At 32.4% G+C, this 15,099-nt stretch carries 17 protein-coding genes; 11 read left to right on the forward strand and 6 right to left on the reverse strand.

Annotated features, from left to right (window positions below):
• From ACQQ6V_RS02540 to ACQQ6V_RS02560, 5 genes are all read right to left on the reverse strand, one after another.
• Complete coding sequence (locus ACQQ6V_RS02540) at positions 1-729, reverse strand: LEM-3-like GIY-YIG domain-containing protein (RefSeq protein ID WP_448843951.1); 729 nt, start codon at positions 727-729, stop codon at positions 1-3.
• A gap of 225 nt (positions 730-954) precedes the next feature.
• Positions 955-1,491, reverse strand: coding sequence for a hypothetical protein (locus ACQQ6V_RS02545; protein WP_448844024.1), 537 nt, complete (start codon positions 1,489-1,491; stop codon positions 955-957).
• Positions 1,492-1,511: 20 nt separating this feature from the next.
• The gene (locus ACQQ6V_RS02550) at positions 1,512-1,736 is read right to left on the reverse strand and encodes a hypothetical protein (protein ID WP_448844025.1); all 225 of its coding nucleotides are present in this window, start codon (positions 1,734-1,736) and stop codon (positions 1,512-1,514) included.
• Positions 1,696-2,607: an IS3 family transposase gene (locus ACQQ6V_RS02555; protein WP_448846168.1), complete on the reverse strand. Its 912-nt coding sequence runs from the start codon at positions 2,605-2,607 to the stop codon at positions 1,696-1,698. Before ACQQ6V_RS02555 ends, ACQQ6V_RS02550 begins: the two co-directional genes overlap by 41 nt.
• Positions 2,608-2,693: 86 nt before the next feature.
• Positions 2,694-2,945 carry a hypothetical protein gene (locus ACQQ6V_RS02560; RefSeq protein WP_448844026.1) on the reverse strand — a complete coding sequence of 84 codons (252 nt, stop codon included), beginning with the start codon at positions 2,943-2,945 and terminating at the stop codon, positions 2,694-2,696.
• Between the two features lie 275 nt (positions 2,946-3,220).
• Between ACQQ6V_RS02560 and ACQQ6V_RS02565 the strand changes: the two genes are divergently transcribed.
• Positions 3,221-3,493 (forward strand): DUF6471 domain-containing protein, encoded by a 273-nt coding sequence (locus ACQQ6V_RS02565; RefSeq protein WP_448844027.1) that lies wholly within the window; start codon positions 3,221-3,223, stop codon positions 3,491-3,493.
• Position 3,494: 1 nt separating this feature from the next.
• Entirely contained in the window at positions 3,495-4,823 is a 1,329-nt protein-coding gene (gene dcm / locus ACQQ6V_RS02570) for a DNA (cytosine-5-)-methyltransferase (RefSeq protein WP_448844028.1), read from the forward strand.
• On the opposite strand, the gene ACQQ6V_RS02575 is transcribed toward dcm, so the two are convergent.
• On the reverse strand, positions 4,804-5,490 hold the full coding sequence (locus ACQQ6V_RS02575) for an NgoBV family restriction endonuclease (RefSeq protein ID WP_448844029.1): 687 nt from the start codon (positions 5,488-5,490) through the stop codon (positions 4,804-4,806). The genes dcm and ACQQ6V_RS02575 overlap by 20 nt on opposite strands.
• A gap of 247 nt (positions 5,491-5,737) precedes the next feature.
• Here ACQQ6V_RS02575 and xerA point away from each other — a divergent pair, with 247 nt between their 5' ends.
• The 9 genes from xerA (at position 5,738) to ACQQ6V_RS02620 (ending at position 15,096) form a co-directional block, all read left to right on the forward strand.
• A complete protein-coding gene (xerA, locus tag ACQQ6V_RS02580; RefSeq protein WP_448844030.1) occupies positions 5,738-6,562 on the forward strand; it encodes a site-specific tyrosine recombinase/integron integrase in 825 nt (274 codons plus the stop codon).
• A gap of 288 nt (positions 6,563-6,850) precedes the next feature.
• Entirely contained in the window at positions 6,851-7,402 is a 552-nt protein-coding gene (locus tag ACQQ6V_RS02585) for an RNA polymerase sigma factor (protein ID WP_448844031.1), read from the forward strand.
• On the forward strand, positions 7,392-8,078 hold the full coding sequence (locus ACQQ6V_RS02590; protein WP_448844032.1) for a hypothetical protein: 687 nt from the start codon (positions 7,392-7,394) through the stop codon (positions 8,076-8,078). Before ACQQ6V_RS02585 ends, ACQQ6V_RS02590 begins: the two co-directional genes overlap by 11 nt.
• Positions 8,079-8,086: 8 nt before the next feature.
• On the forward strand, positions 8,087-9,160 hold the full coding sequence (locus ACQQ6V_RS02595) for a hypothetical protein (protein ID WP_448844033.1): 1,074 nt from the start codon (positions 8,087-8,089) through the stop codon (positions 9,158-9,160).
• A 3-nt stretch (positions 9,161-9,163) separates the two neighbouring features.
• Positions 9,164-10,822 carry an alpha/beta fold hydrolase gene (locus tag ACQQ6V_RS02600; RefSeq protein WP_448844034.1) on the forward strand — a complete coding sequence of 553 codons (1,659 nt, stop codon included), beginning with the start codon at positions 9,164-9,166 and terminating at the stop codon, positions 10,820-10,822.
• A 91-nt stretch (positions 10,823-10,913) separates the two neighbouring features.
• Positions 10,914-11,315, forward strand: coding sequence for a hypothetical protein (locus ACQQ6V_RS02605; protein WP_448844035.1), 402 nt, complete (start codon positions 10,914-10,916; stop codon positions 11,313-11,315).
• Positions 11,316-11,328: 13 nt separating this feature from the next.
• Positions 11,329-12,507, forward strand: a complete 1,179-nt coding sequence (locus ACQQ6V_RS02610) for an acetyl-CoA C-acyltransferase (RefSeq protein ID WP_448844036.1) — start codon at positions 11,329-11,331, stop codon at positions 12,505-12,507.
• Positions 12,508-12,600: 93 nt separating this feature from the next.
• Positions 12,601-14,085, forward strand: a complete 1,485-nt coding sequence (locus tag ACQQ6V_RS02615) for an MFS transporter (protein ID WP_448846169.1) — start codon at positions 12,601-12,603, stop codon at positions 14,083-14,085.
• 84 nt (positions 14,086-14,169) lie between these two features.
• Entirely contained in the window at positions 14,170-15,096 is a 927-nt protein-coding gene (locus ACQQ6V_RS02620) for a mevalonate kinase family protein (RefSeq protein ID WP_448844037.1), read from the forward strand.
• Positions 15,097-15,099: the final 3 nt, after the last annotated feature.

A 15,099-nucleotide genomic window follows, 5' to 3' on the forward strand; every position in this document is an offset into this window, starting at 1 on the left:
TCAACAATTTATATACATTATTGGGTTTGCATTTCCTTTTTTGAAATAATCTTCAACGGATTTATACTTGTATTTTTTTTGAATATTTATTGACGCAATATTTCCTATAAATTCGACTCTATCATCAATTATTTCTATTTTCCCTCGCACACTCATTGATTCTCCAGCTTTTAACCAGGTTTTTATTTCGTAAACTTCTTGAATAATTCCATTATACACAGCAAAAGCATATTTTGCATTTTTTGCTCTATCAATATTCAATTTCCAATATCCTCTTGTAAAGTCATAAAGTTCCATTTCATTCATCGAATATCTGAAATTTTGATTTATTCTAATAAGTAATGAAGGTTCTTCAATTTGGATTTTTTGCTTAGAATATGCAGAAATAATTTGTTTTATAGTCATTCTTCCAAATTCAGCACTTTTAAAACCAATTTGTTTGTTCGTTAAATTTTTAATTCCCAGCAAATCAATAATTGCAGATTCAATTCTTAAAACTGAATCATCTTCAATTCCATGAATTAAAATTTCAATTTTTGGTTTAAGACCTTTTTCAAGAAGTTCATTGAGGTATTCAACTTTTTCGCATTCCTTTTTATCTTTCAAATGGTCAAAAACTCTATTGCCTTTTCCTTTTCCAACGTAAAATATTTTTTCTGTTATTGGATCTGAATAAATATAAACGTAATTTTTTAAATTCTCAATTACATTTTTAGGAAATTGGTTCATAGACGTGTTTTTGGTAAAATTGCCGATAACGGAAAAAGTATTGGCGAAGTGCGGGCTAAATGGAACGAAAAGTTCAATTTAGACTTAACGAAGCCGATGCTTTTTTCGGATTGTTAAATTACAAAAAATATAATACGAAAAAGCATCGGCGGATAAATTTTTCAAAACTTTCAACTTTGTACTTTCTCCCGCATTTTGCCAATACTATGTTATCTGCCGTTTTTTTTAATCCTCAACAGCGTTTTTCGTTTTGGTGGATATCAAATTGAATTTTTTTCCATCCCATTTGTAATAGTAAAATGTCAATTTAATTTTTTGTGTATCTGTGCTTTGATTATATTCACCTACTCTTTGGCACTTAAAAGTAACAAAAAGATTACTATTCTTTTTGTGAAATATATTGTCATTGTCATTATAAGCGCAATCACGAATTGCATTTTCTTCAGTTAATGGTAAAGGGATAATTTTTCCAGTTTTTGCATCAACCATTGCTCCTTGTGTCATTCCCATTCCAGCACCCCAAAAAGTCATTACGTAATGACCTCCGAAATTTATTGGCTCAGACTTATATTGTTCAGAAATAGCAGTTTTGTAAGTTTTTCCGAGAGAATGACTTGCAAGATTAAGTTTGGCTTTTGAATTTTCCACTATTGCAGGATATTTGCTGAAATTAATTCCCTCAATTGAAGTGTCATTAATTTGTGCATTTACATAGTTTAGAGAAGCGAAAGAAATCGCTAAAGTCAAGATAGTTTTTTTCATTTGTTTATTATATTAAAGTTCTATTTGGCACGCTTTTTGTCATGTTCCAAAATAGGTTGACCATTTTTGGGGTTAATTATAAATTCAAATATAGTTGATTTTTGTTTTTTTTCGAGAATAAAATTTGGAAAAATTTCCATTTCTTTTTCCATCCAATTTTCCCACATTTTATTTCCCGCTCTGTGCGTAGGTTTTTCGACAACATTATGCGGTTTTTCTTTTATAAGAAACATATTTTGCTTCATTGTAACTGTTGTGAGCCTCTTCTGGAGTTCTAAATTGAAGGGACCAATGCAGTCTTTTTTCGTTGTAAATTCTGACCGCTTGTGCAATCATTTTAGAGGCTATTTCTTTGTTTTTAATGGTTTCTTTTAATCCAAATTCATATTTCAATATTCCGTTAATTCGTTCTGCAACAGCGTTTTCATAGGGGTCTGATTGCTGAGTAGTGCTTAACACAAAACCATTTCTTTCAGCATACTCAGAGAAAGCTGGACAACAATATTGGATTCCTCTGTCGCTATGATGAATTATGTCTTTGAAATGAAATTTGCAATTCTTTTTAGCTATTTTCAGGGCATCTAAGACGAGTTCTACCTTCATGTGATCTGCATAAGCGTAACCCATTATTTTCTTCGAATAAAGATCCGTAACTAAAGCCAAATAAGTATGTCCCAGATCTGTTTTAATGTAGGTAATATCGGCTACTAAAGCCTGTTCTGCATGGGTTATTTCAAGTTCTTTTATTCGGTTTGGAGATTTGTAAAAGCCATGTTTTGAGTCTGTTGTGATGTGGAAGCGTTTGGTTTTCTTCACCAGCATTCCATGAAAACGGAGTAGGGAGTTGAGTTTATTTCGTCCCATTTTTATTCCGTTTTCTTGAAGTTTAGGAGCTATTTCTTCGTATAATTTTACAGTTCCTGTTTTTCGTCTTTCTTGTCTGATTTCTGCTACCATTTTTAAAACGATTTCATGTTGATGTTCAAGAGTGTTTTCTGCCTTTATTCTCTGGTAATAGGCTTGTTTAGTGATCCCGAGAGATTGATAAATCCAACGTTTCTTAAAGGGCTTTAGTCCTTTAATTTTTTCTTTTTTCGCTGAATCTCGTTTGCCAATTTCTCGGGCAAGAACTTTTTTGAGAGTTCCTTTCCTGTAACGCGTTCAAACTCGATAATGATGTCTTGTTGAAAGTCTTTAATGCCTTATAAATCGTAGATTTTTTCTCGAAGTGCTTTGATTTCGTCGTCTTTGCTTCTGTATTTTTTCTCAGTCATATAATTGCTTAATTTCTTTTGCCAATAGGCGATGGTGCTTCTGCTAATGTTGTACTTTTTCGAAGCAAAGTTAGCCGATATTAGTCCATTTGCAATTTGGTTGATGACGAAAATTTTGAACTCAAATGAAGTTTCTTTGCCATTTCTTTTTCGACAGGTGTCGTTGTTTTCTGTTTCCATAGGATACTAAAAGTGTTTAATTTTTAGTCAACCTATTTTGGTACGATAGTTTTTATAAAATGGCAGATAACGGGTTGGGGCTTTGCGTAGTGGCGGATTTTATGTACAACTGTTGATACGAAGCACCAAAGTTCAAATTTAGTAAAAAGTTTCATACGAAGCACTTCGCCCGCCATTACGCAAAACCCCTGTTACCTGCCGTATTTTTATTTTCGCTGTTTTATTTGCATATATGATAATAATTGTCGAATATTGCAATATAAATCCATTGAATTATGTCAAACTGGGATGATAAAGCAAAACGATTACTAAAGTCAGAATTAGTCAAACGTGGCGTGTCGAACACAGATTTGGTTCTGTTATTGAATGAAATTGGTGTTGAAGAAACCAAGGCAGGCATTGATAGTAAAATCAGTCGTGGCAGTTTTAGTGCTACTTTTTTATTGCAATGTCTTACCGTAATTGGTTGTCAGAAAATTGAAATTGAAGATTACGAAAGTCAATTATTAATGGTTGCAGAACCGAATGAACCTTATAAAAAAGTGTAAAATGAAAAACAATACTGTAAAATTCATTGACCTTTTTGCAGGTCTTGGTGGAATTCGATTAGGTTTTGAAAAAGCATTTAAAGATGTAGGGATGAAAACCGAATGTGTGATGACTTCGGAAATAAAACCTTATGCTGTAAAGACTTTGAAACATAATTTCGGTCACGAATTTTTAGCTGGTGATATTTTTGATATTCGCAATGAATTCATTCCCGATTTTGATTTTCTTTTAGGTGGATTTCCTTGTCAGCCTTTTAGTGCAGGCGGAAAACGTCAAGGTTTCTTAGATACAAGAGGAACTTTGTTTTTTGAAATCGAAAGAATATTAAGAGAAAAAAAACCGTATGGTTTTATTCTTGAAAATGTAGAAGGTTTAGTAAAACACGATTTGGAAAACAAAAATGATGAAATTGGCAGAACACTTAAAACCATTTTGCACACACTCGAAAATGAATTGGGCTACAAAACAAGTTGGAAAGTTTTTGATAGTTTGGAATTTGGATTGGCTCAATCTCGAAAAAGAATTTTCATAGTCGGAACAAAAGATGAGAAGATTAATTTGAACGGAAACGAACCACGGTTTAAAGCTTTGGAAAGTGTTTTAGAAAGTGGATTACCAACCTTAAAATCTGATTTTATTGATAAGCTTCTGGCTCATTTTCCGTTTGAAGATTTGTACGGAAAATCTATAAAAGACAAAAGAGGTGGCGACAATAATATTCACAGTTGGGATATTGAAATTAAAGGAAGTGTGTCAAAACAACAAGCCGAAATTCTTAATAAATTGTTTAAACAAAGACGTAAAAAACAATGGGCAGAAGAAATTGGCATTGATTGGATGGACGGAATGGCATTGACTTTAGAACAAATAAATACGTTCATAGACTTGCCAAAAACTGAATTAAAAACCTTATTAGAAGACCTTACCAAAAAAGGATATTTGAAATTTGAGCATCCTAAAAAGTTGGTTAAACTTCAAACGGAAAATGGTATTTCAACTTCACGAGTTTATGACGAAACTAAACCAAAAGGCTATAATATTGTAACTGGAAAATTGAGTTTTGAAATCAACAAAGTACTTGACCCGAAAGATATTGCTCCAACTTTGGTAGCAACAGATGTTTCTCGCTTAGCTGTTCCAGACGGAAACGGTTTGCGTAGATTGACTATTCGTGAAGGTTTACGTTTGTTTGGCTATCCAGAATGGTACGAAATTCCAACAAAAGAATACGATGCTTTTGATTTGTTGGGAAATACGGTTGCGGTTCCTGTGGTGGAATTTGTAGCCAACAAATTAGCCCAAGTTTATGTTAGCGAACTTGTAGTTTAACGCCAGTATGTTCTTCGTAATTTTTCAAAACATTTTGTAACCAATGTCCGTTGGTGTGGCGTGTCTGCGGATATTGGTAACGTGTTTCGTTGAGTGCAGTAAGGAATTCTTCTAACGAATTGAATGGTTTAAAGGTTGTTCTTTCCGAATACCAAGTTGAAGGACGAATATTGTAAATGACGCTTTTCTTCTCCTGAACTTTTAACGGATAAGTTCCGCTCGGACAAGCCAATTCCCAAATCTTTTTTATCCAAACATTTTTAATCGTTATTTCGCTTCCATTCATTTGGTAAGCAAAAATCAGATAATCGGAATTAAGTCTGTAAGCTGAAGTTAAAAGCGAATTGCAGTAAGAGTCGAAGTTAGCCAAATCGAAACCTGGACCTCTGTCCCAATCAAAAGTTTTTACTTCAAGCAAGTCCAGTTTTTTGTTGTGTTTGTCTAAATTGAAATCAGGGAAAACTTGCGAATTTGTATTTTCTTCAAATTCAATTTTTTCCACCATCATCCAAGCTTTCAACCATTCTTGAAGCAAATTTCCAACAGTATCTTTAGTTTCAATAGAAATAGTCAGGTCTTTAAGTGAAAAATTGATAATTCCTTTTTCTCCAATAATCTTGTATTCGTTTACCAATTTATTATAAAGTTCCTGTCCTGATAATTTCATTATTTCCGTTTGTTAAATTTTGTTCAAAGCTACTGATTTTTTCTCGATGTTCGGTCTTGACGTATGGTCGGATAATATGGCAGGTAACGATCAAATTTACGCATTGCGTCAATCCGATTTATATAACTTGCGTCAATCCTAATTTTGATTTATTTTATAATTTTTCATAACTATTTTAAAATAAAATAGTTGGCGTTGTTTTTTAATAATATATTTTTTAGATTTGCGAATGTTATTGGATAATCACATGAAATATTCTGTCATTTTTAAAGAGAAATTAGAAGTATTAAGATATAGCCAATCAACGATAAAATCTTATATTTCTGCACTTTCATTATTTTTTAGAGATATTAAAGGTGTCAACATTGAGGATGTAGATGAGTTGGTGGTAGAACAATATATTTATAAAATGGTGAAAGAAAAAGAAATCTCTCAGTCTTATCAAAAACATACATTGGGAGGTATAAAACTATTTTATGAAGTTGTCTTTAATAAAAAACTTTCTGTATCACATCTTTATCCTAAAAGGGTACAACACTCATTACCGAAATTTTTACATAAAGAAGATATCATGAAGATGCTTAAATGTACTGATAACATTAAGCATAAATCTATCATTAGTCTGTTATATGGATGTGGATTGAGAGTTAATGAGATAGTAAATCTGAAGATTTCTGATATAGATTCTAAATCTAATACCATTGCTATAGTACAAGCAAAAGGAAAAAAAGATCGTTATGTAATGCTCCCACAAAGTATATTGCCATTACTACGTGAGTATTTTACGCAATATAAACCACAGGTATATCTTTTTGAAGGTGCTAAAGGTAGCTCGTATTCAGCAAGAAGCATTCAGCAACTTGTTAAAGAAGCTGCTTTTTTGGCGAAAATTAATAAAATTGTTACGCCACATGTTTTAAGACACAGCTTTGCAACGCATCTTATAGAAAACGGTACAGATATTAGATATGTACAAGAGCTATTAGGCCATAATAATCTAATTACAACCCAGATCTATACGCACATTACGGATTTGTCTAAAAGAAATATCAAAAGTCCTTTGGATTTGTGATGCACATATAACTAATTTAATTATCATTAGTTCTTGATAACGCTCTTATTAGAGCGTTTTTTTTATGTAAAGAAGTCTTATGGATGTTTATGAATTAAGAATAATTTTAAATTGATATAAAATTCTTATTTTTGAATCTCATGTTGCTTCGGATAAAATATTTTTTTTCTATATAGTTAAATGAATTTATATTGCTGTAAAACAGTTTTTTAGTAATTTATTTTATATAAAATTTACAATCTAGGCAACCTTTTTCTAATTTCTGCATCTTATAGATAGAACTAAGTTATGAAAGATAATTTCGAAGCTATTTTTTTACAAGCGCAACAACTTAATCGGCATGCTCAGAAAATAATATACGAGCAATATGCACCGAGGATGTTGGCAATTGCTAAATCTTATGTTGGTAATTCTCAAGATGCAGAAGATGTCCTGTTGCAGGCTTTCTATAAGGTTTTTTGTAAACTTTCTGATTGTCGAGATGCCAATAGTTTTCCGTTTTGGCTTCGGAAGATTGTCGTAAATGACTCTATTTCTTTTCTCAGGAAGAATAGAAATATTCTTTATCTAGAAACCCAGTTTGACGATCAGATTATAGAAAGTACACCAGATATTGAAACAGAATTAAACAATGATATTAACATCGAAGAAATTCTGCACAATATGCCGGCTGGTTATAGATTAGTTTTTAATCTTTCGGTTTTTGAAGATAAAAAACACAGAGAAATTGCAGAGATTCTTAATATTTCTGAAGGAACAAGTAAAAGTCAATTAAACAAAGCTAAAAAATGGCTTTTGGATTATTTTCAACAACAAAAGGAAAAACATTATGCTGAATAATTTGAAATCAAAATATGAAAAATTAGAAGAACTTCCTTCTGATTCGCTTTGGGACAAGCTAGAAGAGCAACTTAATCAAAATCAACCTATATCCAATCTTCCTTCTGAGAAAAAAGATATTTTTGAAAAAAAGTGGAGTAGATATGCAGCTGTAGCTATATTACTTTTGACTTTAGGAAATATTATCTGGATGTTAAGTCCTAAAGAAAAAGAGCAAAATGTTATCGTTAAAGAAATTATTAAAACCGAAATTGTTACAGAGAAACCTGATAAAACTAAGCTAAATGTTACAGAAAATAATATAAAAAATAGTGTAGCAGAACATACTAATTCTAAGGATAAAGCTGTAGCTCCTACAAAAGAATTAGAGCATATTGAAAATCATAATTCTCTAAGTGTAGAACCGAAGATTACAACAACAATTGATAAAAAAGAGGACTTACTGGCTGCGCAACCTAAGATAGAAAATAAAGAAAAGACTAAATATGTGAGCGCTTCGGATTTACTTTTTGGAGTAGAAATAGATAAAAGTAGAAAAGAACAAGCCTCACCCAATTCAAAATTAGGTCTTAATGACCTGAAACATCATCCAAAAGATCAAAATAACTTTAGCCCGAAAAGCCTCAAAATATTCGGGATTACAGTCTACGAAAGTGATTCTTTAACTAAAAAATAAACTTATATATGAAACTGAAACTACTATCTTTAGCACTGCTTTCTAGCTTTGCTACAGCACAAACTACGCTCGATAATCAAGTAAAAGATTATACTAAAAAAATTGATAATATCGTTATCACAGAGAAAACTAAAATGAAAGCCGAATTACAAAAAGTAGACGATGCTTTTCTTTCTGGACAGATTACAAAAGATGAGCAGATTTCTCAGAAAGATGCCATCGCAAAACGATACGAAATCCAAATCAACGATAGAATAGAGCAACAAAGAACACAGATGGATAGTATTACAAAATCTTCTGTTGTAGCATCAGTGTTCGGGATTAATAAAGTTGAAAATCAACAGATCAATTCTAGTAACAGCTTATTAAGCTTGGGGATTAATGTTAAAAAGAAAAATAGTCGCCCATCAATCAATAAGAACACACTTAGTGTAAGTTACGGATTTATGAATCTTGCTAAGGATAAAGGAAGTTTTAATCCCTTTGAGACGGATTCTGAGATGCGCATTGGCAATTCTCATAGTGTGGAGATACAATATCGCAAGGACAGACAGCTGGGATCGCTTTCTAGCCCATTATTTATAAGATATGGATTGGCTTATCGTGCTGATACTTATATGCCGAAAAGGCCACAGATTTTTGTTCAAAATGAAAATCAATTATCGCTTGAGAATTTCCAAAATGGAAGTCTTAAGAGATCAAAACTAAGAAATGTCTACCTAACATTACCAGTAGAATTTCAGTTGGTATTGAATCCTAAATATACAGAATATGAAGGGGGTTCTTATCTTGATACAAGAAAAAAAATGTGGAAATTAGGCATTGGCGCTTATGCTGGTATTAATACAAGAAGCATTGTAAAAGTTAAATATTATAATCCAGAAGGTAAGTTTGATAAGTATCAATATACTTTAGATAATGGCGTAGAACCATTTCTTTTCGGTGGGAAATTGTCGTTAGGTTACAGAGGATTCAATCTATTTATCAAGAAAGATTTCACGCCTATTTTTAATAATAAAGCTTCAATTCCTAATAAAAACGGAATTCAAATTGGGATAGAATTAATGAACATTGACTTCTAAATTATGGTAAACCTAATACTCAGATTTTTCATATTAACACTAGGGATAATTTTATCAATCGTAAAAACTCCCGCACAAAGTAAGATTTCTGGTCGCGTCACTAACGACCAGAATCTGGCTTTGCCTTATGTTTCTATTGGTGTTAAAGATTCTAAAATTGCAAGTGTAACTAAGAAAGATGGCGCGTATCAATTGGATTTTCCTGAGAATGTCACAGCTCAAGATTCAATCATATTCTCTACTAATGGTTATGCAGAAGAGCGATTAAGTTATCAACAATTACTTGCTAATCCTAATATTGTTTTAGCTAAAAAAGAAACAGCCATAGAAGGAATTGTTATTAAATCTGAGAAATTAAAAGATAAAATCATTGGCGAAAAGAGCAGACCTTTTTTGACCTTTACTAAGTTTTTTGATCAGAATGTTCCGACAATAGAGCAAGGCAATCTTTTCTCGATAGAACATACGACAAAGCTCCGGGCTTATAACTTCTTTATCATGCCGAGTTCTAGATTTCAGGAATTGACTTTAAAACTTAATATTTATAATACCAAAAATGGCTTACCTTATCAATCTCTTTTGTCAGAAAATATAACATTTACGACAACAACGACAGGTTGGCAACGCATAGATCTTGCTCAATATCATTTGATTTTTAGAAAAATGAAAGACCTTGCAGTAACTTTACAATTGGTAGATTATAAAAAGTTACCGGATGCTGATTTTGTTTTTGGACTATCTGCGAAAAAAACGTTGTCTCAAAATTTATTATACCGATACCAAAGTCAAGGCAACTGGGAGCAGTTTTCTGGACAATTTATAGCGAATCTAGAAGTAGCAGTTAATAAAAATGCTAAAGATAATGCCGTAGAACCAGAAGACAATATATCAACATTAGAAGATGAAAAGCTTAAAGAACAATTGTTGATTTCTAAATATAAAGATGAAGCTCAAAAATCTGATTATGGCAAAAATAAATCTGGAAAGTTTCTAGATATTAATGATGCTAAAATCTATTACGAGATTTACGGTAAAGGAGAACCTTTGGTGTTATTACATGGTAATGGCGGAAGCATTTCTGATTTTTATAAGCAAATTCCTTTTTTGGCTAAACAGTTTCAGGTTATCGCAATAGACACTCGTGGTCAGGGGAGATGCACCAATCTTTCTGACAAAGATTATACCTATCAACAATTTTCAGAAGATCTTAATCAGCTCATGGATTATCTTAATATTGATATATTTAGTTTAGTAGGATGGAGCGATGGCGGGAATACGGGATTGATTTTTGCGAAAACATATCCTAATCGTGTTAGCAAATTGGTGACAATCGGTGCTAATCTTTTCCCTGAAGGTGTAGAAGATTCTTTACTGACAGATTTTAAAAATCAATACAGTAATCCAGAAAATACGGGAGACAAAAGACTTTTGAAATTAATGTTGACCCAACCACAATTGACAGCTTTGGATCTGAAATCTATCGCAAGTCCAGTCTTGATTATTGCTGGCGAAAAAGATGTTATCAAAGAAGATCACAGTAAGCTTATAAAAAATTCTATAGAAGATTCTGAGTTGTTAATCATTCCTAATGCAGGTCATTATGTTCCCTTTGAGCAACCTAAGATATTGAATGAGTACATTCTAAAGTTTCTAAGAAAATAAAGCTAAAACTAGATTTTTGAATCCTTTAAATATAATTAACATACTTTTTTACAGGTATGTTTTTTTTTGTAATTTGGCAAAAGCATTAATTATGATAAAGAACTTACAACTTATAGGGGTAATTATAGTTGTACTGGGTAGTTTTCTGCCTTTGGTACATATCCCACTGATCGGCAACTGGACATATTGGAAAATAGACCCTTATCTAGCATCTATGATATGGGTACTATCAGCAATGGGGATTTTATTTATCCAGATTAATAAACCGAAAGTCATTAGGATTATCTCTGTGATTTTAATGATACTATTTATTTTTACAATTATTGCAGTAAAGTTTAAGTCATTAGATTATTTTAGTTTTTTACCTTTTAGGTCTTGGCGAAGTGCTTTTGCGGGAATTGTAAAGTTATCTTGGGGCTGGTTTTTTGAGTTTGCTGGTGCATTATTAATGTTATTACCGAGAAAAGGAAATCAAACAGAAATCAAAAATTAAATATCAAAATATAATGAAAGAAGTATTCATCGTTTCTGCTGTACGTACACCAATAGGAAGTTTTATGGGAAGTTTATCAACAGTACCAGCAACTCAATTAGGTTCGGCAGCAGTAAAAGGAGCTTTAGAAAAAATTAATCTTGATCCTAACCAGGTTCAGGAAATTTATATGGGAAATGTCTTGCAAGCTGGCGAAGGACAAGCTCCCGCACGACAAGTTGCTTTAGGTGCAGGTTTGTCTAATCATACGCCATCAACAACTATTAACAAAGTATGTGCTTCTGGGATGAAGGCAGTAACTATGGCTGCGCAAGCCATTAAAGCTGGTGACGCAGACGTTATTGTTGCAGGTGGTATGGAGAATATGTCATTGGTTCCGCATTATTATAATGCAAGAGTGGCTACCAAATTAGGAGATATCAAGATGCAAGATGGTATGGTTGTAGACGGTCTTACAGATGTTTATAACAAAGTACATATGGGCGTTTGTGCTGAGAAATGTGCTACAGATTACGAGATCAGCAGAGAAGAGCAAGATGCTTTTGCCATTCAATCTTATAAAAGATCAGCTGCCGCTTGGGATGCTGGTAAATTTGATAATGAAGTTGTACCAGTAAGTATTCCACAGAGAAAAGGAGATCCCATTGTTTTTTCTCATGATGAAGAATATAAAGCGGTTAACTTTGACAGAATTGCAACGTTGCCAACAGTTTTCAAGAGAGAAAACGGAACAGTGACTGCTGCTAATGCTTCCACATTAAATGATGGAGCTTCGGCGTTAATTTTAGTATCTAAAGAAAAACTAGAAGAATTAGGCTTAACACCTTTAGCAAGAATTGTATCTTATGCAGATGCGGCGCAAGAGCCAGAAAACTTTACCACAGCTCCTGCAAAGGCTTTACCTGTTGCGCTTAAAAAAGCAGGTTTAGAGATTTCTGATATTGATTTCTTTGAGTTTAATGAAGCTTTCTCTGTTGTTGGTCTAGCTAATAATAAGATTTTAGGTCTTGATGCTTCTAAAGTTAATGTTAACGGTGGAGCAGTAGCAATTGGACATCCTCTGGGAAGTTCTGGCTCAAGAATTATCGTAACCTTAATTAATGTATTGAAACAAAATAATGCAAAATATGGTGCTGCGGCTATCTGTAACGGTGGTGGTGGTGCTTCTGCAATTGTTATTGAAAATTTATAATTCTAGAATTAAAATTAATTGATACAACTTGTACAAAAAAACCACCGAATGTTCGGTGGTTTTTATATTTTTGTGTCATTATATACTATGAAAATGTCTGATAATAATATACAACCAACAGAAAATATAAAGAATAATCCTAAAATAATGAAAGCCTGGGCTTATTATGATTGGGCTAATTCTGTTTATTCTTTGGTAATTACTTCCACGATTTTCCCGATTTACTATACGATTCTTACAACGGCGTATAATAAAAAAGAATATATAGAATCTGCAAAAGAGTTTCAAGAAGTGCCGGTTAGGCATATGATAAAGGTATTTGGGGAGAATTATGAACCAGATGCCGTGTTGAGTTTCTCTTATGCGATATCATTTTTCTTGGTCGTTTTATTATCACCATTTTTGTCATCTTTGGCAGATACTATTGGTAATAAAAAATCATTTCTTCAGTTTTTCTGTTATCTAGGAGCGACTTCTTGTATGGGATTGGCAATGTTTACAGGGATGAACAATGTTTTCCTCGGTCTTCTCTTTAGTATTACTGCAAGTGTAGGTTTCTGGGGAAGTTTAGTTTTTTATAATTCATTTTTACCAGATATTGCAACGCCAGATAAGCAAGATGCTTTATCGGCAAAAGGATATATTTATGGTTATGTAGGCTCTGTTTTTTTGTTAATTATTTGTTTATTTTTAATTCAAGGATTAACAGATGATCCGCATAAGCAGAATTTGTTAATTAGAATAACTTTCTTGTTGACAGGAGCTTGGTGGTTCGGTTTTTCACAATATACATTTAAACATTTACCTAAGTTTGGTAATGTTAAAGATAAGTTACCCAAAGATTTGGTACTTTTAAACTATAAAAATATTTTCAAAAAACATGAAGAACAAGGAGGTTTTTGGGAAGTATTGAAAGATAATGTAAGCTTCTATATAGACGTAGCTAAAGAAAGTTTTAGAGAGTTATTTCGTGTCGGGAATAAGTTGTTTTCTGACCGAAATTTAAAATACTTTTTATCTAGTTTTTTCTTTTACAGTGTCGGGATGCAGACTATTTTCTTAATGGCAACACCATTTGGAAGTAATGTAGTTTTCCCAAAACATGACGAAAAGTATAAGCTAATTATTACGATTTTAGTCATCCAAATTATTGCCATTCTTGGAGCTTATTTATTTTCTAAATTATCGAAAAAGATAGGGAATAAGAATGTTATCACGATAGCTGTTATCATTTGGGTGATATGCTGTTTGTCTGCGTTTTCTTTAAATAACGAAAATCCTAATTTGCAATATCAGTTTTATGGTCTAGCAGCATTAATTGGATTAGTGATGGGAGGTTTACAAGCTATGTCTAGATCGACTTACTCTAAGCTTCTTCCAGAAAATTCTATGGAGAATACAACCTATTTTAGTTTTTATGATGTTTTGGAAAAATTAGCAATTATTTGCGGGATGTTGATCTTTAGTGTATTCATTCAGAAATTTGGGAATATGCAATATGCTTTTATTGCGATGTCGGGATTCTTTGTAGTAGGAGCGATTTTAATTCGTTTTGTAAAAGCTAAAATCGGGAAATAGTTGTTTTAACAAAACTATTATTGTATTTAATTGATATAATAAATTTTTAGTAATTTTGCAAAACAAAACACAGAATAACAAAAGATGACAAACCCTTTATTTTACGCTAAAATTCTTCTTTTTGGAGAATATGGTATTATAGAAGATTCGCAAGGATTAACGCTTCCATACAGTTTTTATAAAGGAACACTCAAGTTTTCTGATAACTTTTCGGAGTTTGAGGAAAAATCAAATGCTTCATTACAAAAATATTCAAGCTACTTAACGGATTTAGAGTTACCAACAGATTTTCAGTTGGATATTACGACTTTAAAAAAAGATATAGAAAAAGGACTTTTCTTTGATAGTAATATTCCGCAAGGTTATGGTGTCGGAAGTTCTGGCGCTTTGGTAGCTGCAATTTTTGATAAATATGCTGTGCAAAAAAGAACGCCAGAGGAAGTTTCTAAAAATGATCTTAAAGAGCTAAAAAAAGTTTTTGGATTATTAGAAAGTTATTTTCATGGCAAAAGTTCTGGTATAGATCCATTAATTTGTTTTATGAATCTTCCTATTTTAATAGAAAATAAGGAAAGCGTAGACAAAGTTTCTATCCCAAAAAGTGAAGAAGGCAAAGGTGCTATTTTCTTAATAGATTCTGGATCTACAGGAGAGACAGGTCCAATGGTACAAATCTTTTTTGAGAAAATGAAAACCGAAGGTTTCCGCAAAACGCTTAAGGAAGAATTTATCAGATATAATAATGCTTGTATAGAAGCATTTCTAAAGAAAGACATGAATCCTTTTTTCAGAAATCTTAAGAAATTATCGGTATGGGCGTATGATCATTTTAAACCGATGATCCCAGAGAGCATCTATAAAGCCTGGAAAAAAGGTATCGACAGTAATGCTTATTACCTTAAGTTGTGCGGCAGTGGCGGTGGTGGCTATATCTTAGGATTTACAAAAGATTATGACAAAGCAGAGAAAATGCTTGCTGGATTTCAGAAAGAAATTATTTATAGATTTTAAATT

The organism is Chryseobacterium electrogenes, assembly GCF_053553015.1.

Bases quoted from the DNA above. Each gene is read 5' to 3' on its own strand.
- ACQQ6V_RS02590 (WP_448844032.1), top strand. From the start codon at position 7,392: ATGCTGAATAATTTGAAATCAAAATATGAAAAATTAGAAGAACTTCCT.
- ACQQ6V_RS02545 (WP_448844024.1), bottom strand. From the start codon at position 1,491: ATGAAAAAAACTATCTTGACTTTAGCGATTTCTTTCGCTTCTCTAAAC.
- ACQQ6V_RS02620 (WP_448844037.1), top strand. From the start codon at position 14,170: ATGACAAACCCTTTATTTTACGCTAAAATTCTTCTTTTTGGAGAATAT.
- ACQQ6V_RS02600 (WP_448844034.1), top strand. From the start codon at position 9,164: ATGGTAAACCTAATACTCAGATTTTTCATATTAACACTAGGGATAATT.
- ACQQ6V_RS02615 (WP_448846169.1), top strand. From the start codon at position 12,601: ATGTCTGATAATAATATACAACCAACAGAAAATATAAAGAATAATCCT.
- ACQQ6V_RS02585 (WP_448844031.1), top strand. From the start codon at position 6,851: ATGAAAGATAATTTCGAAGCTATTTTTTTACAAGCGCAACAACTTAAT.
- xerA (WP_448844030.1), top strand. From the start codon at position 5,738: ATGAAATATTCTGTCATTTTTAAAGAGAAATTAGAAGTATTAAGATAT.
- ACQQ6V_RS02575 (WP_448844029.1), bottom strand. From the start codon at position 5,490: ATGAAATTATCAGGACAGGAACTTTATAATAAATTGGTAAACGAATAC.
- ACQQ6V_RS02565 (WP_448844027.1), top strand. From the start codon at position 3,221: ATGTCAAACTGGGATGATAAAGCAAAACGATTACTAAAGTCAGAATTA.
- ACQQ6V_RS02540 (WP_448843951.1), bottom strand. From the start codon at position 729: ATGAACCAATTTCCTAAAAATGTAATTGAGAATTTAAAAAATTACGTT.
- ACQQ6V_RS02560 (WP_448844026.1), bottom strand. From the start codon at position 2,945: ATGGAAACAGAAAACAACGACACCTGTCGAAAAAGAAATGGCAAAGAA.
- ACQQ6V_RS02550 (WP_448844025.1), bottom strand. From the start codon at position 1,736: ATGAAGCAAAATATGTTTCTTATAAAAGAAAAACCGCATAATGTTGTC.
- ACQQ6V_RS02595 (WP_448844033.1), top strand. From the start codon at position 8,087: ATGAAACTGAAACTACTATCTTTAGCACTGCTTTCTAGCTTTGCTACA.
- dcm (WP_448844028.1), top strand. From the start codon at position 3,495: ATGAAAAACAATACTGTAAAATTCATTGACCTTTTTGCAGGTCTTGGT.
- ACQQ6V_RS02610 (WP_448844036.1), top strand. From the start codon at position 11,329: ATGAAAGAAGTATTCATCGTTTCTGCTGTACGTACACCAATAGGAAGT.
- ACQQ6V_RS02605 (WP_448844035.1), top strand. From the start codon at position 10,914: ATGATAAAGAACTTACAACTTATAGGGGTAATTATAGTTGTACTGGGT.